Annotated in this window: 24 protein-coding genes and 2 tRNA genes; 9 read left to right on the top strand and 17 right to left on the bottom strand. The window is 69.6% G+C overall.

The genetic code is table 11. The annotated features are described in order from the left end of the window. Positions 1-104: 104 nt before the first annotated feature. Positions 105-1,631, bottom strand: a complete 1,527-nt coding sequence (locus ABDZ89_RS13130) for a ribonuclease FAU-1 family protein (RefSeq protein WP_343779798.1) — start codon at positions 1,629-1,631, stop codon at positions 105-107. A gap of 2 nt (positions 1,632-1,633) precedes the next feature. Further along, positions 1,634-2,062, bottom strand: a complete 429-nt coding sequence (locus ABDZ89_RS13125) for a DUF7532 family protein (protein ID WP_343779796.1) — start codon at positions 2,060-2,062, stop codon at positions 1,634-1,636. Positions 2,063-2,249: 187 nt separating this feature from the next. On the opposite strand from ABDZ89_RS13125, the gene ABDZ89_RS13120 reads away from it, so the two are divergent. Then, positions 2,250-3,260, top strand: a complete 1,011-nt coding sequence (locus ABDZ89_RS13120) for a PrsW family intramembrane metalloprotease (protein ID WP_343779794.1) — start codon at positions 2,250-2,252, stop codon at positions 3,258-3,260. Between the two features lie 74 nt (positions 3,261-3,334). On the opposite strand, the gene ABDZ89_RS13115 is transcribed toward ABDZ89_RS13120, so the two are convergent. From ABDZ89_RS13115 to ABDZ89_RS13105, 3 genes are all read right to left on the bottom strand, one after another. Further along, positions 3,335-4,312 carry an ROK family protein gene (locus ABDZ89_RS13115; RefSeq protein WP_343779793.1) on the bottom strand — a complete coding sequence of 326 codons (978 nt, stop codon included), beginning with the start codon at positions 4,310-4,312 and terminating at the stop codon, positions 3,335-3,337. A 293-nt stretch (positions 4,313-4,605) separates the two neighbouring features. Next, the gene (locus tag ABDZ89_RS13110; protein WP_343779791.1) at positions 4,606-4,989 is read right to left on the bottom strand and encodes a DUF5611 family protein; all 384 of its coding nucleotides are present in this window, start codon (positions 4,987-4,989) and stop codon (positions 4,606-4,608) included. An 88-nt stretch (positions 4,990-5,077) separates the two neighbouring features. Further along, positions 5,078-6,136 carry a DUF7093 family protein gene (locus ABDZ89_RS13105; protein ID WP_343779788.1) on the bottom strand — a complete coding sequence of 353 codons (1,059 nt, stop codon included), beginning with the start codon at positions 6,134-6,136 and terminating at the stop codon, positions 5,078-5,080. Positions 6,137-6,283: 147 nt separating this feature from the next. Here ABDZ89_RS13105 and ABDZ89_RS13100 point away from each other — a divergent pair, with 147 nt between their 5' ends. Then, positions 6,284-6,598 (top strand): 2Fe-2S iron-sulfur cluster-binding protein, encoded by a 315-nt coding sequence (locus tag ABDZ89_RS13100; protein ID WP_343779786.1) that lies wholly within the window; start codon positions 6,284-6,286, stop codon positions 6,596-6,598. A 200-nt stretch (positions 6,599-6,798) separates the two neighbouring features. Here the strand turns inward: ABDZ89_RS13100 and ABDZ89_RS13095 are convergent, their stop codons facing one another. Then, positions 6,799-6,993, bottom strand: a complete 195-nt coding sequence (locus tag ABDZ89_RS13095; RefSeq protein ID WP_343779784.1) for a cold-shock protein — start codon at positions 6,991-6,993, stop codon at positions 6,799-6,801. 211 nt (positions 6,994-7,204) lie between these two features. On the opposite strand from ABDZ89_RS13095, the gene ABDZ89_RS13090 reads away from it, so the two are divergent. Further along, complete coding sequence (locus ABDZ89_RS13090; protein ID WP_343779783.1) at positions 7,205-7,744, top strand: hypothetical protein; 540 nt, start codon at positions 7,205-7,207, stop codon at positions 7,742-7,744. 50 nt (positions 7,745-7,794) lie between these two features. Here the strand turns inward: ABDZ89_RS13090 and ABDZ89_RS13085 are convergent, their stop codons facing one another. Then, positions 7,795-8,775 (bottom strand): phosphotransferase family protein, encoded by a 981-nt coding sequence (locus ABDZ89_RS13085; protein WP_343779781.1) that lies wholly within the window; start codon positions 8,773-8,775, stop codon positions 7,795-7,797. Further along, positions 8,772-9,473 (bottom strand): HAD family hydrolase, encoded by a 702-nt coding sequence (locus ABDZ89_RS13080; RefSeq protein WP_343779779.1) that lies wholly within the window; start codon positions 9,471-9,473, stop codon positions 8,772-8,774. Before ABDZ89_RS13080 ends, ABDZ89_RS13085 begins: the two co-directional genes overlap by 4 nt. 60 nt (positions 9,474-9,533) lie before the next feature. Between ABDZ89_RS13080 and ABDZ89_RS13075 the strand changes: the two genes are divergently transcribed. Both ABDZ89_RS13075 and ABDZ89_RS13070 read left to right on the top strand, forming a co-directional pair. Then, a complete protein-coding gene (locus tag ABDZ89_RS13075) occupies positions 9,534-9,704 on the top strand; it encodes a hypothetical protein (RefSeq protein WP_343779774.1) in 171 nt (56 codons plus the stop codon). 88 nt (positions 9,705-9,792) lie between these two features. Further along, on the top strand, positions 9,793-10,077 hold the full coding sequence (locus ABDZ89_RS13070; protein WP_343779772.1) for a DUF7577 domain-containing protein: 285 nt from the start codon (positions 9,793-9,795) through the stop codon (positions 10,075-10,077). 345 nt (positions 10,078-10,422) lie between these two features. On the opposite strand, the gene ABDZ89_RS13065 is transcribed toward ABDZ89_RS13070, so the two are convergent. Next, a tRNA-Phe gene (locus ABDZ89_RS13065) sits at positions 10,423-10,496 on the bottom strand. Between the two features lie 210 nt (positions 10,497-10,706). On the opposite strand from ABDZ89_RS13065, the gene ABDZ89_RS13060 reads away from it, so the two are divergent. Continuing rightward, positions 10,707-11,318, top strand: a complete 612-nt coding sequence (locus ABDZ89_RS13060) for a beta-class carbonic anhydrase (protein ID WP_343779769.1) — start codon at positions 10,707-10,709, stop codon at positions 11,316-11,318. Positions 11,319-11,501: 183 nt separating this feature from the next. Further along, positions 11,502-12,650, top strand: a complete 1,149-nt coding sequence (locus ABDZ89_RS13055; protein ID WP_343779766.1) for a DNA cytosine methyltransferase — start codon at positions 11,502-11,504, stop codon at positions 12,648-12,650. 197 nt (positions 12,651-12,847) lie between these two features. On the opposite strand, the gene ABDZ89_RS13050 is transcribed toward ABDZ89_RS13055, so the two are convergent. Then, positions 12,848-12,918 (bottom strand) — tRNA-Pro (locus tag ABDZ89_RS13050). Positions 12,919-13,073: 155 nt separating this feature from the next. Here ABDZ89_RS13050 and ABDZ89_RS13045 point away from each other — a divergent pair. Next, complete coding sequence (locus ABDZ89_RS13045; RefSeq protein WP_343779859.1) at positions 13,074-14,876, top strand: SLC13 family permease; 1,803 nt, start codon at positions 13,074-13,076, stop codon at positions 14,874-14,876. 60 nt (positions 14,877-14,936) lie between these two features. Here the strand turns inward: ABDZ89_RS13045 and ABDZ89_RS13040 are convergent, their stop codons facing one another. From ABDZ89_RS13040 to ABDZ89_RS13010, 7 genes are all read right to left on the bottom strand, one after another. After that, positions 14,937-16,991 carry a DEAD/DEAH box helicase gene (locus ABDZ89_RS13040; RefSeq protein ID WP_343779765.1) on the bottom strand — a complete coding sequence of 685 codons (2,055 nt, stop codon included), beginning with the start codon at positions 16,989-16,991 and terminating at the stop codon, positions 14,937-14,939. A 141-nt stretch (positions 16,992-17,132) separates the two neighbouring features. Beyond that, positions 17,133-17,663, bottom strand: coding sequence for a 50S ribosomal protein L16 (locus ABDZ89_RS13035; RefSeq protein ID WP_215087182.1), 531 nt, complete (start codon positions 17,661-17,663; stop codon positions 17,133-17,135). A gap of 128 nt (positions 17,664-17,791) precedes the next feature. Next, a complete protein-coding gene (gene nucS, locus ABDZ89_RS13030) occupies positions 17,792-18,565 on the bottom strand; it encodes an endonuclease NucS (protein WP_343779763.1) in 774 nt (257 codons plus the stop codon). A 54-nt stretch (positions 18,566-18,619) separates the two neighbouring features. Further along, positions 18,620-18,769 (bottom strand): hypothetical protein, encoded by a 150-nt coding sequence (locus tag ABDZ89_RS13025; protein WP_343779761.1) that lies wholly within the window; start codon positions 18,767-18,769, stop codon positions 18,620-18,622. An 86-nt stretch (positions 18,770-18,855) separates the two neighbouring features. After that, complete coding sequence (locus ABDZ89_RS13020) at positions 18,856-20,145, bottom strand: adenosylhomocysteinase (protein WP_343779760.1); 1,290 nt, start codon at positions 20,143-20,145, stop codon at positions 18,856-18,858. 126 nt (positions 20,146-20,271) lie between these two features. After that, the gene (locus ABDZ89_RS13015; protein ID WP_343779759.1) at positions 20,272-21,375 is read right to left on the bottom strand and encodes a hypothetical protein; all 1,104 of its coding nucleotides are present in this window, start codon (positions 21,373-21,375) and stop codon (positions 20,272-20,274) included. A gap of 779 nt (positions 21,376-22,154) precedes the next feature. Next, positions 22,155-23,474, bottom strand: a complete 1,320-nt coding sequence (locus ABDZ89_RS13010; protein WP_343779758.1) for an amidohydrolase — start codon at positions 23,472-23,474, stop codon at positions 22,155-22,157. 435 nt (positions 23,475-23,909) lie between these two features. On the opposite strand from ABDZ89_RS13010, the gene ABDZ89_RS13000 reads away from it, so the two are divergent. After that, positions 23,910-25,145 (top strand): aminotransferase-like domain-containing protein, encoded by a 1,236-nt coding sequence (locus ABDZ89_RS13000; protein WP_343779756.1) that lies wholly within the window; start codon positions 23,910-23,912, stop codon positions 25,143-25,145. Positions 25,146-25,152: the final 7 nt, after the last annotated feature.

Here is a 25,152-nt window from a genome sequence, read left to right as displayed (position 1 = left end):
CCCTTCGTCGTTCATCGTGGCTCGGACGTTCGCGAGCGGCTGGTAAAACACGGCGTATATTCACGCTCTGCGTGTTTGTGATTAACCGAGAGACGGTCGGCGGCTCACAGCGCGCTCTCCAGCGCCGACGCGACGCTTCGCGCCTTCTCGGCCAGCGGTTCGGGGACCGTTCCGGCCGCGACCGCCTCTCGGAGCTCGTCGTCGTCGACCCGCTCGACGGTGCCGTCCGGCAGTTTCACCACGTCGACGTGGAGGTCCACGTAGCGGGCTGCGTCGGGGAACACCTCCACGGGCGTGCAGACGTTGACGTACGTCCCTCGGACGGTCCCGTCGCGGCCCCGGTACGTCGTCGGGTACCACCAGCGCCCCTCCTTCAGGCTCGTCTCGGCGACGTCGCCGGCCTCGCGGTCGACGCCCAGTCCGTCGTATGTCCCCCCGCCGGTCATCTCCCGTTCGACCGTGACGCCGCCGTCGGCGTCGACGCCCGTGACCGTCCCCTCGCCGAGGGTGATCAGCCGGCCGTCCGGCTTCCCGTGGTCGATCCGGAACGCGTCGCCTTCCGCGGGGCCGAACGCGTCGGTCACGACCGCGAAGGGGAACGCGGCGTCGGGGTCGGGTTCACAGAGCGCCTCCGCGAGGTCGACCCCGGCCGAGGCGTCCGCCGACCCCGCCTTCACCCGGTGGTGGCCCGGCATCGTCGCGGTCGCGGTCCGCCGCGCGTCGTCGAGTCCGCCCCGGCTCTCGCGGCCGAACCAGACCCAGACCCCGGCGTTCGGCTCGGCCACCGGCGTCTCGCGGAGTCGAGACCGGTCGTCGAGGACGCCGAGGCCGCTCTCGGCGTCGCCGGGTCCGTCACCGCCCCCGCCGACCGCGTCGCTGCCGTCCCCGGTCGCCGCGCGCAGCGCTTCCGCGGCGTCGACCGCGCCGTCGAGTCCGGATTTCAGCGCCTCCGTGTCGGCGTCGACTGCCGGCGGGAGCCACACCGCCCGCCACCCGGCCGGCGGTTCGAGGCCGAGCAGGTCGAGCATGCCCGACAGCTCCCGAGCGTCCTCGTCGTTCCGAACGTCGACCCGGGTGCCGGACCCCGGTTCGAGCGCGACGAGGCCGCCGCCGACCCGGAGTTCGCCGGCGAGTTCGGGGCGGCGGTCGGTCCACGGCGCCGCCGACTCGCGCACCTGGACGCGGACCGCGTCGCCGGACTCCACTCTGGCGTCGACGCTGCCGAACGGGAGGTATCCCTCGACCGGGCCGGCCGGCTCGGCCGATTCGAGCGCGCCGTCGCCTTCCGTCCCGCCGGTTCGGAGCGTCACCACTGCCCCGCCGCCGAGCGTCTCCGTCACCTCGCCGTCGAGGACGGCGCCCGGCGGGGTCGGGTCCGGCCACGCGAGCGCGTCGCGGCCCGCGCCGGTCAGGGGTTCCCGGACCGCGGCGACCGCGTCCGGATCGCCGCTCGCTCCGACGCCCTGCCGGTCGTCGCTCGTCTCGACCCGGACCTCCGGCGGGTCGTCGGGGAACGCGGCGTCGAAGCGTCGCCGGATCGGCGCCGAGGCGTCGACCACCCCGTGGCCCGCGTCGAGCAGTCGCGCGGTGAGCGCCGTCGCGTAGATGCCGCGGACGCGAACCCGCGCCATCGTCACAGGGCCCCGCGGTCGCGCGCGAACCGCACTCGGTCGTTGACGGTGTCGCCGAGGGTGAGCTCGACGACTATCGGCCCGCCGTCCGAGCCCGACGCGCCGTCGTCCTCCCCGCCCCCTCCGTCCGCCGCTCGGAGGATCCGTCCGCCCTCGACCGGGACCCCCCAGCCGTCGAGCGAGAGGTACCCGCGCAGGTCGCTCCCGTGCGTGAAGAGGTCGACGTCGGCGGTCGCGTGTTCCTGGACCTCCGCCGTGCTGTGTGCCATCTCCATGTCCGAGTAGTAGGGACCGTCCGCGTCGAAGAACGATCGGAGGCGGTCGGCGTCCCGCGCGACGAGTTCGGCGACGCGGTCCGACGCGTCCGCGACGGCGTCCGCGTCCAGCCCGGCCTCGCTGAGGGCGCGCTGGACCCGAGGATCGAAGTGCATACTCCGCCTTCGGGCGCCGCCGTTTCAATCCTGTCGACCGCGGCGCTCGGCGCCCGCGGCTTCGATCGACCGGCGACCCGTCGCACGGTCGCCGCCGCGTGGCCCGGGGGCGACGCCGCGGTCCGTCCCTCTCGCGAGTGTTCCCCCGACACCGACGATTAAGTCACCGTGGCGGCAATCGACCCCTATGCCATCCGAGGAGGACCCGATCGCGTCTCGGGCCGACGACGACCGCGACCTCTACGACATCGCGACGTGGGAGGAGCGGACCTCGCTCGACGGGCTCTCCGTCGCGCTCCACTGGTTCATCACTCGGTCGGCGAAGGCCGCGGTCGTGCTCGTCGCCTTCGCCGGCCTGCTCGTCATTCTCGGGTCGTTCGGGATCGGACTGCTCTTCGACCCCGCGATCGCGATCCTCCTCGGACTCTCGGTGATCCCCGCGCTCGGGCTCGCCGCCTACGTGTACTCGTCCGATGTCACGACCGGCGAGCCGCTGTCGCTGCTCGTCGCCACGTTCCTGTTGTCGATCCTGACCGCGACGTTCGCCGCGGTCCTCAACAGCGAGCTCCAGCCCTTCTTTCGGCCGTTCGGCTTCCCGGGGCTCGTGCTCTTCTTCTTCCTGATCGTCGGGCCCGTCGAGGAGTCGGTGAAGCTGCTCGCGGTGCGGCTGTACGCGTACACCGACGCCCGGTTCGACGCCGTCATCGACGGGGCCGTTTACGGCGCCATCGCGGGGCTCGGGTTCGTCGTCATCGAGAACCTCGTGTACATCGCACAGAACGTCGACCTCGGAGAGCTGACCGTCGGCATCGCCACGCTCGGCGCCGGCGACGGGATCGCGGCGTTCCGGGCGCTCGCGGGCCCCGGACACGTGATCTACTCCGCGTTCGCGGGCTACTACCTCGGGCTCGCGAAGTTCAACCCCGGCAACCGCGGACCCATCGTCGTGAAGGGACTCGTGCTCGCGGCCGCGATCCACGCGCTGTATAACACCCTCGTCGGGCCGGTGACCGGCGTCGCGGCCGGGCTGATCGGGATCCCGCAGGTGATCGCGCTGTTCGCGTTCGTCGTCGTGTTCCAAGGGGCGTTCGGCTTCGTGCTCCTCCGGAAGATCCGGCGCTACCGCGACGCGTACCTCGACACTCGCGACTCGGTCGACCCCGAGGTCGAGCCGGAGCTCGACGAGTTCGAGCAGTAAGGGCGAAACCGGCCTCGTTTCCGGCTTCCGTCAGAGCGCCTTCTCGACGCGCGAGCGGTCGCCCGTGCCGCCCGTCACGGCGGCGTCTCGACTCGCGAGCGGTCGCCCGTCCCCCCCGTGAGCGCGCTCGCGAGGGCGCCTTTCACGACGACCTCGTCGCCGAGGTCGGTCAGCCGGACCTCGGGGACGTTGATGAACACCATCTCCGGGAGCTTCTCGCGGATCGGATCCAGCACGCGGTCGGGGTTGTTGAGCGCGACCGCGCCGCCGACGCTCACGACCAGCGGCGCGTACGCGTGAATGACGTTGGCGATTCCCATGGCGTTCCAGTGGGCGACCTGGTCGATCACGTGGTCCGCGAAGGTGTCCTCGCCCGCCGCCTCGAACACGTCGACCGCGGAGAAGTCGGGGTCTTCGATCGGGAGCACCGTCTCGATCGGGTCCTCCTCGTGGAGTTCGCGGGCGTACTTCGGGATGTTGTTGCCCGAGCAGTACCCCTCCCAGTGTCCGTCGAGCCCGCAGCCGCAGGTCATGAAGCCGTGGGGGTCGACGGTCATGTGCCCGACCTCGCCCGCGTTCCCGTCCCACCCCGAGAGCACGTTGCCGTCGACGGCGACGCCGGCGCCGATCCCCGAGGAGATGGTGAGGTACACCATGTCGTCTGGGTTGCGCTCGGAGTGGAACCGCTCGCCGATGACGCCCGCGATGGTGTCGTTGTGGAGGTACACCTCGTCGGTGTCGAGCAGCCGACCGACGGGGCCGACGAGCGGGATGCGCTCGACCGTGTCCGGGAGGTTCGCGGGCCCCTTGACGACCCCTTCCGCGAGGTCGAGCGGGCCGATCGAGCCGATCCCGGCCGCGACCGCCTCGTTCGGTGTGATCCCCGCTTCCGTACAGGCCCCCCGAGTGACCTCCAGTACCGCCTCCGTGACGGCGATGCCGTTCGGTCCCCGCGGGGTGGCTCGCGACGCGGAGCCGAGGATCGCCGCGGTCTCGTCGCCGACGACCGCTCGGACGTTCGTCGCCCCGAGATCGACGCCCACGTAGTACATCGGGTGTAAGCGCGGACCCGCTTCACTTAAGCGGGACGCTTCGCGTGGTCGAGCGACGGGAAAGAACCCGGTCGTCACCGAGAAATCGCGTTACGAGGCGACTTCGCGGACGAACGTCACCGGACACGGAGCGCTGAGGAGGACTCCCGTGCGACGCTGCCGAACGCGGCCTTCTCGGTCGGCGAGCGCTGCCGAACGCCGACGAACCGGCGGATCTCGACGGACGGACCGCGCTTCGCGAAGAGATCGCTCTCGGTGGCTCGACCGACGGAGGCGACGGCCGCGGGGACCGCTCAGTAGTCGGGCGCGTCGTCCTCGACTTCGCGTTTCAGCGAGTCGCGTCGGGACTTCGCGTCGCGGCCGGTCGCCTCCAGCAGGAACTCGTTTTTCGCGTCGACGGCGTCCGCGGCGGCGTCGGCGTTGCCCTCCGCGATGACGTCTTCGGCGGGTCGCTCCTCGAAGTGGACCGCCAGCTTGTCCTTCTTGCTCCCGTACTCGGCGGCGCCGGCCACGATGCGGTCGAACACCGGGTTGTCGGGGTCCTCGACGACGTACAGCTCGTGTCCCTGCCACTCCTCGGTGCCGGTGACCTCGCCGAAGTAGTCCTCGATCGAGGCTTTCAGGTCCGGCATTCGGTCGTCCAGATGCTCACCGCGTCGCATCTTGTACTCCTTCATGCCGCGACCGTTCGACAGGCCTGCGTAAACCAGTTTCGTCACGGCGGCTCGGCGGGCTCGACCGCCGACGCGCCCGTTTCGACGACGACTACCGGGGGCGTTCGTCGACGTACCCGCGCTTACACTCCGGACAGATGTCGCCCGCGCGCATGGAGCTCCCGTCCGAGGCCCGAACCATCCCGCACTCGGGACAGTAGTACTCCGTCGGCTCGTTCGAGCCCGCCGTCTGTAGCTCTGGGCTCTCGCTCCGGGTGATCCCCGTTCCGCCCTCGCCGTCGGCGTCGAGCGAGACGCTCTCCGAGTCGTCGGGCGCCTCGACGTACTCCCCCTCTCCGTCCGCTTCCTCCTGTTCCGCGGCCTCCGGAGTGAGTCCGCCGCCGAACTCGACGCCGGCGTCTCCGCCCTCGCCGACCTCGGCGCTGAACCCCTCGTCTTCGCCGCCGTGGTCGGGCCAAGCGGCCGCCCCGTCTCCCTCGGCGTCCTCCTCGTCGACCTCGGGCCACGCGCCGCGCTCCCGGCCCTCGACCGACTCGTCGTCGTCCTCGTCGAGGATCACGCCGTCGTCGGTCTCCGCGTCGGGCTCGTCGTCCGACGCGGCGTCGGTCGCGGGCGCCTCGCCGGCTCCCGCCCCGCCGCCGGCCGCCGCCCCGTCGCCGGCGTCTAACAGCTCCGCGTCCTCCTCCGAGGGTCCCGATCCGGCCGTTCCGGGCGAGTCGTCGACGGCGCTCGCTTCGGCGCCTCCCGACGCCGCCCCGGGACCGCCGTCGTCCGCGTCGGCCGTCGCTCCGTCGTCGAGGATCACCGCGTCGTCGGCGCCGGCGCCGGGCTCTTCGTCCAGGGTCACCGACTCCTGTGGGGCGTCGTTCGGCTCGCTCCGTCCCGCGGGTTCCTCCGCGGCACCCGGGGTCGTCGCCGGACCGGCGGGACCGCCGGGGTCGCTCTCGCCCGTCCGGTCCGCGGCGGCCTCGTCGGCCAGCTGTTGCATCGTCGTTACCTCCGTGTTCTCGCTGACGACCTGCGTCTCGCCGCAGCGAGCGCAGGTCTTCACCTCCCTGACGGTCGTGACGACCTCGTCGCCGTCCTCCTCGCGTTCCCGCTGGAGTTCGGGTTCGTCGAAGTCGTGCCCGAGCAGACACCTGAGTCCCATTGTGCCTCCCTGCGGTGCCGAGGGTAAAAAACGCCCCGTCGGCGTCCGACGCTCGGCGCACGACCGTTTCGGACCGCCGCGACCGGTTTCCCCCCGCGGGCCGCGGACACAGACTCTTTGTGGATCGCCGCTGTACCGTTCACCGACATGCCTACAGTATCCTATCAGGGCGAGGAGATCGAATGCGAGAAGGGCGCCGTGTTGCGCGACGTGCTCAAGGAGGCCGGCCTCTCGGTGTACAACGGCAAGATGAACCAACTCAACTGCCGGGGCGCCGGGTCGTGCGGCTCCTGTGCGGTCCAGGTCGAGGGCGAGGTCAGCGAGCCGGGAAAGAAGGAGCGCGCCCGCCTCTGGTTCCCGCCGCATCACCCGAGCCACGACGTCCGCCTCGCCTGTCAGACCAAAGTCGAAGGCGACGTCGAAGTGACGAAGGGCCGCGGGCTCTTCGGCCAGCACATCTGAACCGCGACCGACGCCTTCTCCGTCGGTTCAGCAACTTCTATCCAGCGCGGCCCTCGCCGCTGCTCGCGACGAGCCGTCCGCTGGTCGGTGTGAAATACGACCGCGACGGACGTGAGTCCGCGACGCGGGCAAAACGTTCGATACCGTGTGTCAGAGTCGCGTTCGGCGTCAGCCGGACCGACCCACCATTTCGGATCGGCTTACTGCCGAACGACGTTGGACGCGCGCGGGCCCTTCTCGGAGGACTCGATGTCGAACTCGACCTCCTGTCCCTCCTCGAGGTCCGGGCCGCCGACGTCTTCCATGTGGAAGAACACGTCGTCGTCCGCGTCGTCAGTCTCGATAAATCCGTAGCCGCCAGTGTCGTTGAAGAAATCAACCTTTCCGGTCGCCATTGCGTCTGAACGAACGCGCTATCGGATTATAAGGATTGCGAGTGTACAGTTACCACGGCCCTCTTCGGACAATTGTTTCTGAAAAGCGCGCTATCGCAGACAATTAGTGACCGTCCATGGGAGGACTATCGCCCGTCTCGATTGATCCGTCGGTTTCACGTCACCCGGCTCGACGCCGACGTTTATGCCCACGGCCTGAAAACGAGGTGCTGTGTCTCGCACGCGTCACGCCGACGGTCCCGCGCTCAGCCTGCGCGAGAACGGTCCCGCCCTGCTGGTCCCGGCGGCGTGGGGCGTCGCCGCGGCCGCCCTGACCGGCGCCGTCTCCGAACACGCGTTGTTCGTGGCTCACGTCGTCATGAGCGTCCTGCTCGTCGCCTTCGTCGTCGCCTCGTGGCGCGACATGGAGACGGGCGTCCTCAGGGCGTGGAAGCTGGTTATCCTCGCGGGGACGCCGGTCACGCTCGCGGGCGTCGCGGGCTTCCTCGCGCTCGCCCCGCTCCCGGCCGACGCGCTGCTCGCCGTCGCCTTCTACGGCTGGATGCTGCTGCCCGCGCCCGCGTTCGTCTACACCGGCCTGCGCGACTCGGCGGTCCCCCGCTCGACCGTCCACTACGTCGCCGCCGCGTGTTCGGTCGCCGGGGCGGCCGTCGCCGCGCTCGCGGGCTCCCCGGCCGGGGTCGTCGCGGGAGTCGCGCTCGTCGGCCTCGGTCAGACCGCGGGCATCCTCGCGGCGACCGCGCTGTACTGAGCGCTCTCTCCGCCTCGGACCCACGGACGCCGAGGCCCCTCGCCGTGCCCTCACTCGACCGATCCGTCGAGCGCGTTCCGGAGCGCGCGCCGGTGGAACGCGACCGCCGCGTCCCGGTCGACGGGCGGGTACCGCGGGTTCGTCACGACGCCCGCACTGTCGACGACGGCGCTCGTGACGGCCGCCACGCGGTGGGCGCGCCCGACGGGCGGTAGCGGGGCGACCGACTCGTACCCCTTGCGAAACGACCGCCGGAGCGTTTCGGTCTCGGCCGCGGGCGCGTACCAGTCGACGACCAGGTGTTCCGCCTTGGCGACCGACACGCCCGCCGGAGCCGAAAGCGGCGCCTCCCAGTCGATGACGGCCGTCACCGCGCCGTCCGCGACGAGGGCGTTCCCGGGCCGGAAGTCCCACGGGAACAGCCGCGGCGCGGCGTCGCCCTCGATCGGTTCCCGAAGCGCCTCGGCGAGCGCCCCGCGGAGGTCGTCGAACTCCGCCGGAAGCCGATCCGCGTGTCGCTCGCCGAACCGTCGGAGCCACGTCGTCGCGTCGACCGGCTCTCGGACGACTAGCGGCGAGTCGCCCCCGAGCGCTGCGTTCGATTCGGCCCCTCCCTCGACGGCGAGGCGACCGCACCCGTCGAAGCGAAACGCCTCGTGGATCTCGGCGAGGAACCGTCCGAACGCCTCGGAAACCTCTCCCCGAGCCGCCGGATCGAGGTCGACGAACGCCTCGTGGAGGTCGCGTCCGTCGATCAGCGGCGTGACGAACCACCCCGTGCCGTCGACGGTTCCCCCGCCGATCGGACGCGGAACGGGAACGGTCGTTCGCTCGCCGATCGCCGCCAGCAGCGCCGCCTCGGTCCGCGCCGCGCCCGGCGTCGAGGAGCACTGGACGACGACCGGGTCGGCCGCCTCGAACCGCACCACCTCCGTCCGCTTTCGGTTTCCGCGGCCCAGCGGCTCGACGCTCGTCGCCGTCGCTCCCGGGCGCGTCTCCGCGAGGGCCCGCTCTCGGACGCCGTCGCTCACGGGTCGGCCTCCGCCTCGGCCTCGGGCTCGCACGCCAAGAGCGACGCGAGTTCGTCCAGCGAGTCGAGGACGTAGTCCGGCCGGTACGGGGCCGCCGCGTCGTCGGGGTCGGCCCGCAGCCACGCCGAGAGAAGGCCGGCGTTGTGCGCGCCCGCCACGTCGTACGACAGCGAGTTTCCGACGTACAGCGTCTCTCCCGGTTCGACCGAGAGTGCGGCGGTCAGCCGCTCGAACGCCTCCGCGTGGGGTTTCCGGCGCGGCAGGTCGCCCGCGTACACGATCGCGTCCACTCGGTCACCGAGACCGAGCGCCTCGACTTTCGCCCGCTGTCTCCGCTCCGGGCCGTTCGTGAGAACGCCTACGGGCCCCGCCGCCGCCGCGGCCGTCAGCCCGTCGACCGCTCCGGGGAGGTACGCGACCCGCGAGTCGTCGGCGACGGACTCGAACGCCTCGGCGAGCGCGATCGGATCGACGTCGCGGCCGTGTTGGGCCGCCAGCCGCGCGAACCCCGCGCCGAGGTACCCGACGCGGTCGTTCGGGTCCGGCGCGCCGTCGAGGAGCGGCCACAGCTCGTCGGGCTCGCCGAACGGTTCGACGCCCGCCGCCTCGAACGCCCGTCGGTACAGGGCGTCGATGTCGTGGTCGTGGCGGCACAGCGTGTCGTCGAGGTCGAACGCCACCGCCGCGAACCGGCTCATGGGAGATCGGTGGCGCCGCGCGGCGAAGTCCGTTTCGGCGACGCGCCCGTACATCCGACGATGCCCGACCCCGAGGACACCCACGCCTGCGAGACGTGCGGCGCGACAGTCTCCGTCGCGGACGCCCGCCGGTCCGAGCCGTTCGGCGACCTCGACCCCAACACGTGGCAGACGCTGAACTGTCCGCACTGCGGCGACCGGCTCGCGACCGTCTTCGTCGGCGACGAGTGAGCCGCGGCCGATCGACAGGCGGCGAGAGCCGTCATCGACCCTTGGTGACCCCCCACACTATCTACGTCTCCGGCCCGTAGTCGCCCCCATGCTGGACGCCGGCACGGTCTACCTCGTCGCGACCGGCGCGGCCCTGCTCTTCGCGTTAGGACTCGGCGTCCGTGTTCTGGTCGGTATCTTCCGCGAGGGCCGCGAGCGGAGTCGAAAGCGACGGGCGGGCGAGACCGAGCGGTACACCGAGGACCCGATCTACGACCGCGACCCGCCGGCGCCGGACGAGCGGTCCTCGTCGACCTGTCCGCAGTGCGGCGTGGAGAATGAGTCGGAGTTCACGTACTGTCGCGAATGTGCGGCGCCGCTCGGTCCGGGCTAACGACCGAACCCATTCGCTCTCGTCGGTGGTAGATGAATCGACGACCGAACTGCCGCCGGTCGCCGTCGCTCACGGCTTTAGAGTATGCCGCCCCCGCGATCTGAACTCCGGAAGCCGTGCTCGCTTCGCTGCGCTCGTCTTCCGTGCTCAACTCGGGTCGGGAGCGTTTTCGCTGCTCACGACTCGGTCGCTGCGCTCCCTCGTAGGTTCGCAGGAAAATGCCGCCTCCCCGATTTGAACTCGCCGAGACGCTCGCCCTCGCTCCGCTCGGGCTCACGACTCGTCTGCTCAAATCGGTCCGGCGTCGTTTTCTCGACGGTGAGGGCCGCTCACCGTCTCGAAATATGCCGCCTCCCCGATTTGAACGGGGGACAGCTCGATCTTCAGTCGAGTGCTCTCCCAGTCTGAGCTAAGGCGGCTCGCACTCCCACCAACGCCGATTCGGGACAAAAGGATTTCGAAAGGCGGCGGTCGGATCGCGCTCCTTCGCTCCCCCTCGCCGCCGTGGTCGTGGACTTCCCGTCTCGACCCTTCTCCCGATATCGGAGGATATCGCCGCCGCTCCTCGGCGACGGCGGCGATCGTCGTTTCCGCAACGGGTCCGTCTCCGGCGTCCGTCCGTTCTACCGATGTCACACGACCATGACCAAGACGATCGCGACACGCATCACGAGCACCTCGAAGCCGCCGTCGACGAGCGCGACGACTGGGCGCGCCGCCGTCGGAAGGGGATCCCGACGGACGAGAACCTCCTCGTCGTCGCCTGTATGGACGAGCGGATCCCGATCGAGGAGGCGCTCGGCATCGACCTCGGCGACGCGCAGGTGTTCCGCAACGCGGGCGGAAAGGTGACCGACGACGTGATCCGGTCGGCCGCGCTCACAACGAACTTCTTCGACACCGACGAGATCGTCGTGATCAACCACACCGACTGCGGCATGATGAGCGCCCCCGACGAGGCGATCCGCGACGGTCTCAAGGCGCAGACCGGCGACCTCGACGCCGCCGACTTGGACCCCTCGCTGCCCGATCTCACCATCGGTGACGCCGACCTCCTCGACTGGGTGAAGATGACCGACGACATCGACGCCGCCTGCGCCGCGCAGGTCGAGTACCTCCGCGAGTCCGCGTTCATCCCCGACGACACGACCGTCTCCGGCTACGTCTACGAGGTCGAGTCCGGCGAACTCCGCCGCCCCGACGAACGGATCGCCGAGGAGATCAGCGAACGACGCGCCTGAGTCGATCGAATTCGACGACGACGCCGGCCGCTCTCGTCGGTCTCGCCACCGCGGGCTTCGCCGACTCCGCCACCACGGGCTTTCCGCCCTCGCCGCTTCGCCGGCCGAGGTGTGACGTTTTTATGCGCCCGCGGCGAATCCGGTGACGAATGGACCGAGTACGCGCGCCCGCGTTGAAACGAGGTGGTGCCCGTGGGCGCTGACGACGCCGACGCCCCGGTCGTCGCCGGGTTCTTCTCCGGCTGCGGCGGCCTCGACCGCGGGTTCGAGCAGGCCGGCTTCGACGTTGTTCTCGGCAGCGACGAGTGGGAGCCGGCCGCGCAGACGTACCGACGCAACTTCCCCGACACCGAGTTCCTCGAAGGGGACGTCCGCGAGTTGGACGCCGACGCCCTCCGCGAGGCCGTGCGCGGGGCCGGCCACGAGCCGGCCGACATCGAAGTGGTGATCGGCGGGCCGCCGTGTCAGGGATTTAGCCGGCTCAACAACGAGCAGATAGAGCTCGACGAGATGGAGAAGGACCGCCGGAACACCCTGTTCGAGGAGTTCCTCCGGGTCGTCTCCGTCCTCGAACCGCAGGTCGTCCTGATGGAGAACGTCCGCGACCTGATCAACCGGCAGACCAGCGACGATCGGTACGTGAAAGACCTCATCGTCGACGAGTTCGCGGCCCACGGCTACAAATGCGAGTACCGGGTGTTAGAGGCCGAACAGTACGGCGTCCCGCAGAAGCGTCGCCGGATCTTCTTCGTCGGCACCGACCGCGACGTGCCGATCCGGTTCCCGGAGCCGACGACGCCGGAGGGGAGCTGGCGCACCGCCGGCGAGGCGCTCGCGGACGCGACCGACGACCTCCCGAACATGACGTACGCGAACACCGGCGAGAAGACGCTCGAACGCATTCGCCACGTCCCGCCGGGCGGCTACTACCGCGACCTCCCGGACCGCCTGAAGACGAAGAAGTACCGCTGTGACTGCGAGGACACCGACGCCTGTCCCCACGAGCCGGAGATCGTCAAGCGGTACGGCACGTACCTCCGCCGGCTCCACCCCGAGGAGCCGTCGCTGACGGTGAGCACGAACGTCTTCATCCACCCGCACGAGGACCGCTACCTCACGCCCCGGGAGATGGCGCGGCTCCAGACGTTCCCCGACGACTTCGCGTTCGAGGGGACCAAGACCGACGTGATGAAACAGATCGGTAACGCCGTCCCCGTCCGGCTGGGCGAGGAGCTGGCGAACCAGATCCGGGAGTACTACCCCGAGGTCCGCGACGCGCCGCCGGCCGACCCCGACGTCTACGAACAGCAGTCGCTCACGGACCTGGCCTGACGCCGCGACTTCTCTCGGTTCGTTCCGTGGTTCGCATCCGTTCCGACGCTGCTGCTCGCGGAGTTGCTCGCAGCAGGAATGGGACCGCCCGGATTCGAACCGGAACCGGACGTGCTCGCTCGCTCCGTTCGCTGCGCGCGACCGGTAAAGTTCGAATCCGTTCCAGCGCTGCCGCTCACGGATGTTCGCGGCAGCGATGGGACCGCCCGGATTCGAACCGGGGTCACGGGCACCCAAGGCCCGGAGTATACCACTAACCCACGGTCCCGCACCAGTACGTACCCGCAAGAGTCGCTAAAGGGTTTCGTTGCGCTCGCGCGGGAAGGGGGAAGCCTCTTTGGCCTCCCCGGTATCTGAGGATCAACGGTGTTGCCGACGTCACTCCTTCCACTCACCGGCGCGATCCCGCCGATAACGACCGAAATCGCCGTGATATTCGGTCTCGTCGCCGTCGCGCTCGTCCTCTTCGTCACCGAACTGGTCCCCGTGGACGTCACGGCGATCGCGGTGATGGTCGCGCTCGTCGTCTTAGAGCCGTGGACCGGCGTCGACGCCGCGGTCGGGATAAGCGGGTTCGCCAGTCCGGCGACGGTGACGGTCCTCGCGATGTTCATCCTCAGCGAGGGCATTCGACAGTCGGGGCTCGTGAACCTCGTCGGGGCCGCCATCGCCGACCGCTTCGGAGACAGCCCGAACAAGCAACTGCTCGCGGTCCTCGGCCTCTCCGGCGGGACGGCCGGCTTCATCAACAACACGCCGGTCGTGGCGATCATGATCCCGATGGTGAACACCATCGCCGAACGGACCGGCATCTCCCCGTCGAAGCTGTTGATGCCCGCCTCCTTCGCCGCGATGCTCGGCGGGATGCTGACGCTCGTCGGCACCTCGACGAACATCCTCGCCTCCGACGTCTCCGCCCGCCTCCTCGATCACCCCTTCTCGATGTTCGAGTTCACCGGGCTCGGCCTCGTCGTCCTCCTGACCGGGGTCGCGTACCTCGCGACGGTCGGCCGGTACCTCGTCCCGGAACGGATCGCGGCCGGCGACGGGCTCGTCGCCGAGTTCGACATGGCCGAGTACCTCACCGAGGCCGTCGTCCGCGAGGACTCCCCGCTCGTCGGCGAGACGATCGGCGCGAGCCTCGAAGCGCTCGACGTCGACGCCGACGTGGTTCAGCTGATCCGCGACGACCGGGCGTTCACCGAACCGCTGGGCCCGAAGGAGGTCCACGCGGGCGACGTGCTCGTGCTCCGGACCGACCGCGAGAACCTGCTCTCGCTCGTCGACGCCGAGGGGCTCGACCTCGCGCCCGACGCCGAGGTGACGGATGAACAACTCGACGCCGACGAGGCGGCCGTCGAACCGGTGACCGACCAGAGCCTCGTCGAAATCGTCGTCTCGCCGGAGGCGTCGGTGATCGGGGAGACGCTCGAAACGCTGTTCTTCAGGGACCGCTACGACGCCAGCGTCCTCGCGATCCGACGCGGCGAGCGCGTCATCCACGCCCGGATGGACGAGCGACCGCTCCGCGGCGGCGACGCCCTCCTGATTCAGGCGACGGAGACGACGATCGGTCGCTTCGCCGCCGACCGGGACTTCGTCCTCGCCCGCGAACTCACCCGCCCCGACTTCCGGACGAGCCGGATCCCCGTCGCGGTCGGCATCCTCGTCGCGGTCGTGGCGCTGGCGGCGCTGGAGGTGCTCACGATCCCCGTGAGCGCGCTCGGCGGCATCGTCGCGATGGTCGTGACCGGTTGCGTGAAGCCCGGAGAGATGTACGACGCGGTCGACTGGAGCGTCATCCTCCTGCTCGCCGGACTGATCCCGCTCGGCGTCGCCGTGGAACGGACCGGCGCGGCGGCCTGGCTCGCGGACGTCGCGGTCGTCGGGACCGTCGGCCTCTCGCCGGTCCTCGTGTTGGGCGCGTTCTACCTGTTCACGGCGCTCGTCACGAACGTCATCAGCAACAACGCCAGCGTCGTCCTCATGATCCCCGTCGCGGTCGAGACCGCCGTCCAGATCGGAGCGAACCCCTTCGCGTTCGTCCTCGCGGTGACGTTTGCGGCCTCCTCGGCCGTGCTCACCCCGATCGGGTATCAGACGAACCTCATGGTGTACGCGCCGGGCGGCTACGAGTTCACTGACTTCTTCCGGGTCGGCGCCCCGCTCCAGTTGCTGTTGGCGGTCGTCACGACGGCGGGCATCGCGGTCCTCTGGGGCGTCTGAGCCGGACCAGTTCGCGGGATCCGAGGACGGAGGCCGTCCGCCCGAGCGCTCGCTCTGCCGTCACTCCTCGTCGTCGCGCCGCTCGAGGTCGGCGACGATGTCGTACGGGTCGGTCCCCTTCCGCACCGAATCGAGGATGAAGAACGCCTCGTCGGGCGCGAGGAAGTGCCTCGTGACGCCACGACCCAGCGCCGTCGGTTCGAAGCCGTCGATGAAGTTCCACTCCAGCAGCTTCCCCAGGGCGTGTTTCGTGGGCACCTCGCCGATCATCCGGTCGTTGAGTCGCTTGGCTTTCTTCCCGGCCACGACGACGTTCGCGAGCGTCTCCTCGGCGGCCGCGGTCTCGTCGTAGTGGGTCGCCACGTCCTCCATCTCGCCTTTCAGGAGGGTGAACGCGACCTCGTCTTCCGTGCGGTCCATCGAGCCGTGGTACACGCCGTCGGGCTCGACGAGGAGGTAGACGCGACCGCGGTCGTGGTAGTCCGGTCGCCCCGCGCGCCCGAGCATCTGCGAGAACTCCTGGACGGAGAGCCACTCGATCCCCATCGCCAGCGAGTCGAAGATCACCTGCGAGGCGGGGAAGTCGACCCCGGCCGCAAGCGCCGCGGTGGTGACGACCGCCGAGAGGTCCTGGTTCCCGAACTGGCGCTCGACCTTCTTCCGCCGCTTGTAGTCGAGGCCGGCGTGGTACGGCGCCGAGTCGTACCGCAGCTTGCGGCTGATCTCGTGACAGCGACGCCGCGAGTTCGTGAAGATGATCGTCTGCCCGCGGTACCCCTTCGACGATTTCGTGTCGAACTCGCGTTTCACGAGCTTGTCGGCGATCTGCGCCTTCTCGCGGCTGTCGGCGAAGGTGACGTGACGCTCGATTGGCACGGGCCGCTCCTCGTACTCGATGAGCGTGGCGCGGAGCTTCTTCGCGAGCCACTCCGGGTTACCGACGGTCGCCGAGAGGTAGACGAACTGGGTGCCGTCGTACCCCTCGTGGGTCTCCATCCGGTCTTCGCTGTAGTACTTCAGACGCGAGATGAGCCCGTCGAGCCGGTGGCCGCGCTCGCCCTCCTTCAGCGTGTGGACCTCGTCGATGACCACCGTTCCCACGTCGCCGAGGTCCTTACCGGTCCGAAGCGCGTGGTCGATCCCCTCGTAGGTGCCGACGATCACGTCGGCGTGCGGGTCGAAGCGGTTGCCGTCGTCGTTCACCCGCGAGGAGCCGACGCGGATGGAGACGTCGAGGAGGTCGCCGTAGCGCTCCTCGAAGTCCTCGTGTTTCTGATTGGCGAGCGCGACGAGCGGAACCAAGAAGAGCAGCTTCCCGTCCCCCTTCAGCGCGCGGTCGATCCCGGTCAGCTCGCCGACGAGCGTCTTCCCGGTCGCGGTCGCGCTCACGACCAGCTGGTCGTCGCCGTCTAAGAGTCCGTTCCGGACGGAGAGGCTCTGGACCGGCAGCAGCTCCTCGAACCGGCCCTGAAGGTGCGCGGAGAGGTCCGGATGGAGGTCCAGATCCTCGGTCCGCACCGGCGAGACGTCGTCGACGTTCGCGGAGACCTCGTCGTACTTCGTGAGGTCCGGGTCGAGCCCGCCCTGAAGCAGGCTCACGATCCGGTCTAAGTCACCGGACTCGTACAGGAGCTCTTCGAGGCGCTCCTCGGCCGCGCCCGTGAACTCGCCTTTGTACGACAGCTCTCGTTCCAGCTCTCGACGGGCACAGTCCCGACAGATCAGTTCGCCGTTGTGCTCGATCGCGTCGTCGCTCGTGATCGGCCCGTACCGGCCGTCGTTCGCGCAGCGCCGGCAGGTCCGCACGGCGAGCGAGTCCAGCTGATAGCCGTCGAGCATCGCCTCCAGCCGCTTCCGGTTCTCCGGGGTCGTCTGCTCGGAGATCCGGATGCGGTCGGCCGCCCGCGCGAGGTCGACGAACTCGTCCGGCTGGCGAGGGTGGTCCTCGCCGTCGCGGACGACGCGGAACTTCGCCGGGCGCGGGCCCGCAGACGTGTCCTTGAGTTCGAGCCGCCCGCGGAGGACCCGGTTGCCGTCGCGGGTGGCGACGACGGTGTAGTCGCTCCGCGACTCGTGGAGGAACAGCGTCTCGACCTCGGCCAACTGCTGTGACACTGCGGTTTGGTACGCGAGCGAGGTATTTCAGGAGTTCGGCTCGGGGGTCGCACCCGCGTCTCTCCGTGCCCGGCGCCGCGGCTGTCCGGAAACGGTCGCGCGGAAAAGGACCCGCCTCGGGGACGGGGGTGGAGTCGGTCGTTACGAGACGAGCAGCTTCTCGCCGCGGTCGACCGTGATCCGGCACGGCGGCGAGAGCTTGTTGTACGCGCGGCGGAACGCTTCCTTCACGACGGACGCCTGCTCGACGTCGCAGTAGGCCGTGAAGACCACGTCGTCCTTGCTGAGTCGCGCGGCGGTGCCGACCGGCTTGCCGAACGCCTGCCGCATCCCGTCGGAGACGCGGTCCGCGCCGGCGCCGGTCGCCTGCTTGTTCTCTCGGATGACTTGGTGGGGGAACTTGCGGAGGGTCATCTTGTAGTTGCCCTCGCCGAGCTCCTTGATGAGGTGACGGTTCGCCGAGAGGCGCGCGCTCTCCAGCGAGCCGTGTCGGACCTGGAGCTCCTCCTCGACGCGGAGGCTGATCTGGACGGGGTAGTCGTCCGGCTCCGCGGAGAGGTCGCCCATGTTGTGCTGGGCGATCTTCGAGCCGGGAATGCCCGTGATGTATTCGCGGCGGGTGTACGACGGCTTGTCGATCGTCCGATACATAGAGGCGGGTTTGTCAGACATGGCTACTTGTCCGATGTAGCCCGTGCTGCGGCGATAAAGCCTTCGATAGCGAGCCGTCTCCGCCGACCCGTCGGCCGTCAGCGTCTGTCAGCCGCCGGATCGAGCCACGGGTTGACACGCGATTCGAGTCACCCGTCCGGGGCCGGTTCGAGCGCGACGTGGGCGAACCCTCGGTCGGCGAGTCGCTCCGCGGCTCGATCCGTGACCGACGGCGCGACCAGAACGCCGCGGACTTCGGGCGCGCTCTCGCCGTCGCGGTCGCCTTCGCCCTCCAGATCCCCGTCGCCCTCGACGCCCAGCTCCTCGCGGAGCGCGCGCACGTACCGGGCGAGCTGCCCGACCGCGTCCGGTCCGACCCGGCGGCGTTTCAGCTCGACGACGACCGGCGTCCCGTCGGCGTCGACGCCGAACACGTCCATCGGCCCGGCGCCCGAGGGCCGTTCGGTCTCTCGGGGTTCGAACCCCGGCTCGACGAGGTCCGGGCGTTCCAAGATTCGAGTCCGGAGGTCCTCCTCGCTGCCGTGAAGCTCGAGGTCGCGGCCGCCCGTCACGCGCATCGCCGAGAGCTGTTCGACGGCCGAAAAGCGGACCGTCAGCGTCTCGTCGGGGTTGGTTCGCGACGAGACCACGCGCAGTCGCCCCTCGCGGACCGCGGCGCGGTGTTCCGACCCCGGCGGCTGCCAGTTGACGGGCTGACGGCCCTCGTCAGTGTGGACGAGGGCGGCGCCGTCGGGCTTCAACACGAGCAGCCGGTCGCCGGCACCGAGGTCGGAGGCGGCGCGGCCCTCGTACGAGACCGTACAGCGGCCGAACAGGCTGACGAGGTCGCCGCGCTCGAAGGCGTCTTCCAGCTCCCAGAGCGCCTCGCGGTGGCTCGGGTCGTGGACGCTCGTGACTGTCACTGGGCTCCGTAGGCGGTCGCGGGGCAAAAAGGGCGCGCGCCGGAGGCGCTCGCCTCAGTCGCCGCGTCGCGACACGACGATCCCGGCGACGAAGAGCACGGCGCCGAGCGCGAACGCGGCGATCCGAAGCGTCGTGTCCGAGACGAGAATTCCGGCCACCACCGCTACCCCGAAACCGCTGTGTAACACCGCCGTCAGGTTCATACACTCGGTACGGTCGCGTCGCACAAAAGCCGGTCGAACGGACCGCGCGGCACCGACCTACCGGAGTCGGCCCCAGTCGAGTCCGATCAGGTGCCGTGTTCCCAACTGCCCATGTACTCGCGCTGTTCGTCGGTGAGGTGGTCGTGTTCGACGCCTTCGGCGGCGAGTTTGATCTCGGCGACCTCGCGGTCGAGTTCGTCGGGGACGTCGTGGACGCCGGCCTCGTACGCGTCGCCGTTGTCGGCCAGTTCGCGCACGACGACCGCTTGGACGCCGAAGCTCTGGTCCATCACTTCGACCGGGTGACCGAGGGCGATGGGCGCGGCGAGGTTGACCAGTCGCCCCTCGGCGATGACGTTCAGGACGCGTCCGTCGGGCATCTCGAACCCCTCGACCCCCTCGCGGACCTCGTAGCGGTCGACGGCGAGGTCGTCGAGGTGATCGAGGTTCACCTCCACGTCGAAGTGGCCGGCGTTCGCCAGCAGGACGCCGTCACCCATCTCCTCGAAGTGCTCGCGGGTGATCACGTCGCGGTTGCCCGTCGTCGTGATGAACACGTCGCCCTTCTTCGCGGCCTCGACCATCGGGAGCACCTCGTACCCCTCCATGTGGGCTTCGAGCGCCTTCCGCGGGTCGACCTCGCAGACGATGACGTTCGCGTTCTGGCCCGAGGCCTTCTTCGCGACGCCCTTCCCGCACTGGCCGTAGCCGCCGACGACGACGTTCTTGCCGGCCCACGAGAGGTTCGTCGTCATCGCGATGGTCGCGAGCGACGACTCGCCCGTGCCGTGGACGTTGTCGAACAGCTGTTTCATCGGCGTGTCGTTCACGGCGAAGACGGGGTAGTTCAACTCGCCGTCGGCGTCCATCGCGCGCAGGCGGTCGACGCCGGTGGTCGTCTCCTCGGCGCCGCCGACGATGGAGTCGATGAGGTCCGGGTACTCCTCGTGGACGAGTTTCACCATGTCCATCCCGTCGTCGACGGTGATGGTGGGGCCGTGCGCGATACAGGCGTGCATCGCGTCGTAGTACGCGTCGTCGTCGACGCCGCGGACCGCGTAGGAGGTGATCGACTCGTGCGCGTCGAGCGCGGCCGACACGTCGTCGTGCGTCGAGAGGGGGTTACAGCCGGTGATCGCGACCTCGGCGCCGCCCTCGGCGAGCAGTTCGACGAGGTTCGCCGTCTTCGCCTCGACGTGCATCGCCATCGCGATCGTCTCGCCTTCGAGCGGCTGCTCGTCGACGAACTCCTCGCGGAGCGCGTTCAGAATCGGCATGTGCTGGAGCGCCCAGTCCATCTTCCGGCGCCCCTCCTCCCGGGCCGCCTCGACGTCCGAGAGGTGCTGTGACACCGGCGCGTACGCGGTTTCGCTCATGCCTCACGCTTCGCTCACGGCGCACTAAACCCTGCCGACACCGGACTCCCCTCCGAAAAAGCCGCTTCGGCCGTCAGTCACCGTTCGGGTCGCTCGCGCCGCCGGACGGGCGGTCAGCCCGTCCGATCAGTTACCGCCCGGGCCGCCGGCGTGGTCCGGCGGTCCGCCGTCGTCCTCGTCGTCATCGTCCTCGTCGCCCGCTTCTTCCTCCTCTTCGTCTTCGTCCGCTTCGTCCGCTTCGTCTTCCTCACTCTCTGCCTCGTCCTCTTCCGCGTCGTCTTCTTCTGTTTCGTCGGCGTCGTCGCCGTCGTCAGCGTCGTCGCCGTCGTCCTCACCGGGACCGGCGTGGTCCGGCGGGCCGCGCTCGCCGTCGTCGTTCGCGTTCCCGACGCCTTCGGGAGCGTTACCCGGAGCGTCGCTCGCGTTCTCGTCGTCGGTCTCGTTGGCGCCGTCGTCCTCGGCGTCAGCCGGACCGCCGGGTCCGCCGGCGTGGTCCGGCGCGTTGCCGGGGTTGTTCTCCGTCACGAAGTCGGAGACGGCCCCGCCGATGCCGCCCTCGCGGCCGCTGAGTCGCTCGATGAACTCCCGAACCAGCTGTCCGAACGGCTGGTCCGCGGACGAGTTCTCGCCGCCGACGGTCAGGTCGACGGTCTGCGTGACGCTCTCCCCTTCGTACTCGGCGGTCACATCGACCGTGACGTTCTCCTCCGCGGCGGGGAGTTCGACGGTCCCGTTCGCGTCCGTGGTGTAGTCGCCGTCGCCGGCGTAGGTGGCGTTCTGCCCGTCGACGGTCGAGACGTTCACGCTCGCGTTCTCCACGGCGTCGTCGTCGTTCGTGACCGTGACGACGGGCGCTCCGTCGGTGTCGGCCACGTCGAGTTCGAGGCCCTCAGGGGCTTCGAGGTCGACGGTCGCCGAGTCGGTCTCGTTGTCCGCGGTGGCCGAGACGTTGACCGTCACGTCCTCCTCGGCGGCGGGGAGTGCGACCGTTCCGTTCTCGTCGGTCGCGTACTCGCCGTCACCGACGTAGGTGACGTTCTGGTCGGCGGCGGTCGAGACGTTCACCGTGGCGTTCTCGACGGCGGTGTCGTTGTCGGTCACCGTTACCGTCGGTTCGCCGTCGGCGTCCTCGACTCCCACTTCGAGGTGGCCGTCGGCGGCCGCGACGCCGGTCATCGCACCGAGTGCGACGACCGCGATCAGCAGCAGACTGGTCGTGCGTTGTCTCATGTCCACTCGGGTCCACTCCCTGTTACCGTATAAAAAGAGAAGTCCCTTAACGCGGTTTAATTCGGTTTGTATCCGGCTTAACGGCTCTGAGGCGTCTGTTTTGGTGGATCAGAGGTTCGGCGGCGGTTTCGCCGTGATCGGTGCCGGGTTCGTCCCTGGTTTCGGGTCCGTCGTCGCTCGCGCGCGATACGTCTCCGGGACTGTCGCGCTCTACCGAGTCGTGTTCCGTTGTTTATAAGCAGGCGACCATCTCGCGGCGATGATCTCCAAGGCCCCGGCCGTTCGCTTACAAACGGTTGATACCGGATCGACAGCGAACACCTCCAAAGCCCCAGCCGCGAGGGCGGCGCACGCTCGCCGTCGTTCGAGACGCCTTCGGCGTCTCGTGATGACGAGAGAGCTTCGCTCTCTCGAACCACGCTCCTCAGTCGGTCGCTGCCGCTCTCCTTGCGGTCCTTGCGTCGTCATCAGAACGCTGCGCGTTCTGATTGGCTCACGAGAGCTTTGCTCTCGTGAACGCCTGCGCCGCCCTCGCGGCCGCCCCTTTGAGTCTCGCCCCGCACAGCACAGCGCCTCGCTGCCGTTCGCTCCGGCCTCCCTTCGGTCGCCCGTCGCTCACGGCGTCCCTCGCGCGTGCGACTCACGCCCTTCGGGCGTTCGTCGGCACGCGCCACCGCGCGTTCATTGATAAACAGGCCGCGGGTCCTGAATTTGACAGCTAAATACTGCCGACGCGGGTCGGGTTTGCGCGTCGCGTTTGATCGCGCTCTCGCTGTGCGCTACGCCGATTCGACCCGCTCGACGAGGTCGCTCGCGGCGTTCGCGGCGCGCTCTCGGACCGCCGCCGCGTCGAGCGTCAGGACCTCGCGGTCGCGCATCAGCACCTCGCCGTCACAGACCGTGTGGCGCACGTCGCTCCCGTGCGCCGCGTACGCGAGGTGGGAGACCGGGTCGTGGACCGGCGTGAGGTGCGGCGCGTCGAGGTCGACTACCGCGAGGTCGGCGGCCGCGCCCGCTTCGATCCGGCCGCCGGGGAGCCCGAGCGCGTCCGCGCCGCCCGCCGTCGCCATTTCGACGACCGCGCTGGCCGGGACCGCCGCGGCGTCGTCCGCGGCGAGTTTCCCGAGCATGGCGGCGTCGCGCATCTCGTCGAACACGTCGAGGTCGTTGTTCGAGGCCGCCCCGTCGGTGCCGAGCGCGACCGTCACGCCCGCCTCCCGGAGCCGCTGGACCGGCGCCATCCCGCTGGCGAGTTTCATGTTCGAGGCCGGACAGTGGACGACCGCGGTCCCCGCCTCGGCGAGTCGGTCGACCTCCGAGTCGTCGACGTGGACGCCGTGCGCGAAGAAGTCGTCCGCGCCGAGCGCGTCGAGAGACTCGGCGTACGCGATCGGTCGCTCGCCGCGCTCGTCGACGATCGGATCGACCTCGTCTGTCGTCTCGTTCGCGTGGAGGTGAACCGGGACGCCCGCCTCACGCGCGCCGGCGACCCCCTCGCGCAGGTACTCCTCGCCGACCGTCGTCAGCGAGTGCGGCATGAACGCGGTGCGGATCCGGCCGTCCGCGGCGCCGTCGAGTTCGCGCGCGACGGCGAGGCTCTCCTCCACGTCCGCCCGCGCGTCCGCGTCCTCTTTCGCGACCGTCACGACGCCGTGGCCGAGGCGGGCGCGCAGCCCCGCGCGGTCGACCACGTCGGCGACGCGGTCCATCGCGAAGTACATGTCCGCGAACGCCGTCGTCCCCGACCGGATCATCTCGAGGACGCCGAGTTCGGCGCCCGCCTCGATGTCGTCGGGCGTCAGTTCGGCCTCGGCCGGCCAGATGTCCTCGCGGAGCCACGGGTCGAGCGGCTTGTCGTCTGCGTACCCGCGCAGCAGCGTCATCGCGACGTGCGTGTGGGCGTTGACGAGCCCGGGGATCACCAGCGACCCGTCGGCGTCGAGCGCCTCGCCGGGCGGCTCGCCGACCGCGTCGTCGACTTCGTCCGGCGCTCCGACGGCCCGGATCGTTCCCTCGTCGCGATCGACCGCGACGTCCGCCCGCTCGACTCGGCCGTCGGGCCGGAGCACTCGTCCGCCGGCGACGCGGAGGTAGTCCATACCGGTCCGTTCCGCCCGCCCCACCAAACGCCTTCGGTTCTCAGCCCCGGGCGATGACCGGTTCCTCGCCGGCCGTCCGGACTGTCTCGCCCGCCGGCGGCCGCGTCCCGCCGCGGGAATCGATGCCCGGAAGCCGTGTTTCGGGGCGGGAATCACGTTCGGCTCGTCGTACCGCCAGTTCGCCGGCATGCCCGTCACCCCGTCGGGCACGCGGACGACGACCGAGGGCTACCGGCTGATGGAACCAGTCCCCGTCGAGAAGTGACCCGCCTATCGGCACGTGTGACGTGGGTGTCGGCATAGCATTGTACATCGATCACTGATAATGGAAATAAAATCTCAGTAGAGACACTATATTCTCAATATGTGGTTGTTTTGTCGGTGAAACGGCCCATAGATTTATTATCCACACACTGGTGTCAGTAGACGACCCGAATGAGTGACCGCGACCAGTCGGACGGGCTCGACCACTTGTTCGCCGAGACCGTCCGGGAAACGATGGATAGCTCCGTGTACGGGGCGTGGCGGGATATCCGCGACCCCGAGGCCGTCCCGCTGAGCTTCGGATTCCCGTATCCGGACTCGTTCCCGAACGAGGAGTTGGTCTCGGCGGCCGAATCCCTCTTCGACGCCGAGGGCGACCGAGCGCTCCAGTACGGCGGCGGCGAGTACGCCGACGCCCTCCCGGAGGTGATCGCCGATCGGGCCCGCGACCGCGGGATCGACTGCGGGACCGAGGAGATCCACGTGACGAACGGCGCGACGAACGCGATCGACACTGTGTGTCAGACAGTCCTCGACCCGGGCGACACGGTTTTCGTCGAGGCGCCAACGTTCATGGGCGCGCTGCGCCTCTTTCGCAACTACGGGGTCGACATCGAGGGCGTCGACATGGACGAGGCGGGGCTCGACATCGAGGCGCTCGCAGCCGACCTCGCCGCGCGCGAGATGGCCGGCGAGCCGCTGCCGAAACTGCTGTACACCATCCCCAACTTCCACAACCCGACCGGGGTAACCCTCTCCGCGGAGCGGCGCGAGCGCCTGCTCGAGCTAGCGGTGCGGTACGACTTCTTGGTCCTCGAGGACGACCCGTACGGACAGCTCCGGTACAACTGCGCGGAGCCACCGCCGCTCCGGTCGCTCGACGAGACGGGCCGGGCGATCCGGGTCAACACGTTCTCGAAGACGATCGCGCCGGGCGTCCGGACCGGGTGGATCATCGCCGAGCCGTCGTTCGTCGAACAGTTCGACCGTATCAACGCGGGCGGCGAGCCGAGCTTCACCCGCGGTCTCATCGCTCGCTACGCCGAGGACGGTCGGCTCGACCGGGCGATCGAGGAGCTGACCGCTGGCTACCGCGAGCGGCGCGATCGGATGATGGAGAGCCTCGACGAGCGGATGCCGCCGGAAACGACGTGGAGCGAACCCGACGGGGGCTTCTTCCTCTGGGTCGAGTTCCCCGAGGGGGTCGACGCCGAGGAGATGCTCCCCGACGCCATCGACGAGGGCGTGGCGTACCTTCCGGGGTCGTTCTTCTATCACGAGGACGGGGGGACGCGCAACGCGCGGCTGTCGTTCAGCCACGCCTCGCCCGACTCGATCGACGAGGGGATCGCGGCGCTGGCGACCGCGGTCCGCGCCGAGGCCCCGACGGTCGAGGCGGACGACTGACTCTCTC

Source organism: Halorubrum ejinorense (assembly GCF_039522565.1).
Classification (GTDB): Archaea; Halobacteriota; Halobacteria; order Halobacteriales; family Haloferacaceae; genus Halorubrum; species Halorubrum ejinorense.
This window is presented reverse-complemented; position numbering and strand designations above follow the sequence as displayed.

Bases quoted from the DNA above. Each gene is read 5' to 3' on its own strand.
- ABDZ89_RS13130 (WP_343779798.1), bottom strand. From the start codon at position 1,631: ATGGCGCGGGTTCGCGTCCGCGGCATCTACGCGACGGCGCTCACCGCG.
- ABDZ89_RS13125 (WP_343779796.1), bottom strand. From the start codon at position 2,062: ATGCACTTCGATCCTCGGGTCCAGCGCGCCCTCAGCGAGGCCGGGCTG.
- ABDZ89_RS13120 (WP_343779794.1), top strand. From the start codon at position 2,250: ATGCCATCCGAGGAGGACCCGATCGCGTCTCGGGCCGACGACGACCGC.
- ABDZ89_RS13115 (WP_343779793.1), bottom strand. From the start codon at position 4,312: ATGTACTACGTGGGCGTCGATCTCGGGGCGACGAACGTCCGAGCGGTC.
- ABDZ89_RS13110 (WP_343779791.1), bottom strand. From the start codon at position 4,989: ATGAAGGAGTACAAGATGCGACGCGGTGAGCATCTGGACGACCGAATG.
- ABDZ89_RS13105 (WP_343779788.1), bottom strand. From the start codon at position 6,136: ATGGGACTCAGGTGTCTGCTCGGGCACGACTTCGACGAACCCGAACTC.
- ABDZ89_RS13100 (WP_343779786.1), top strand. From the start codon at position 6,284: ATGCCTACAGTATCCTATCAGGGCGAGGAGATCGAATGCGAGAAGGGC.
- ABDZ89_RS13095 (WP_343779784.1), bottom strand. From the start codon at position 6,993: ATGGCGACCGGAAAGGTTGATTTCTTCAACGACACTGGCGGCTACGGA.
- ABDZ89_RS13080 (WP_343779779.1), bottom strand. From the start codon at position 9,473: ATGAGCCGGTTCGCGGCGGTGGCGTTCGACCTCGACGACACGCTGTGC.
- ABDZ89_RS13075 (WP_343779774.1), top strand. From the start codon at position 9,534: ATGCCCGACCCCGAGGACACCCACGCCTGCGAGACGTGCGGCGCGACA.
- ABDZ89_RS13070 (WP_343779772.1), top strand. From the start codon at position 9,793: ATGCTGGACGCCGGCACGGTCTACCTCGTCGCGACCGGCGCGGCCCTG.
- ABDZ89_RS13060 (WP_343779769.1), top strand. From the start codon at position 10,707: ATGTCACACGACCATGACCAAGACGATCGCGACACGCATCACGAGCAC.
- ABDZ89_RS13035 (WP_215087182.1), bottom strand. From the start codon at position 17,663: ATGTCTGACAAACCCGCCTCTATGTATCGGACGATCGACAAGCCGTCG.
- ABDZ89_RS13025 (WP_343779761.1), bottom strand. From the start codon at position 18,769: ATGAACCTGACGGCGGTGTTACACAGCGGTTTCGGGGTAGCGGTGGTG.
- ABDZ89_RS13020 (WP_343779760.1), bottom strand. From the start codon at position 20,145: ATGAGCGAAACCGCGTACGCGCCGGTGTCACAGCACCTCTCGGACGTC.
- ABDZ89_RS13015 (WP_343779759.1), bottom strand. From the start codon at position 21,375: ATGAGACAACGCACGACCAGTCTGCTGCTGATCGCGGTCGTCGCACTC.
- ABDZ89_RS13010 (WP_343779758.1), bottom strand. From the start codon at position 23,474: ATGGACTACCTCCGCGTCGCCGGCGGACGAGTGCTCCGGCCCGACGGC.
- ABDZ89_RS13000 (WP_343779756.1), top strand. From the start codon at position 23,910: ATGAGTGACCGCGACCAGTCGGACGGGCTCGACCACTTGTTCGCCGAG.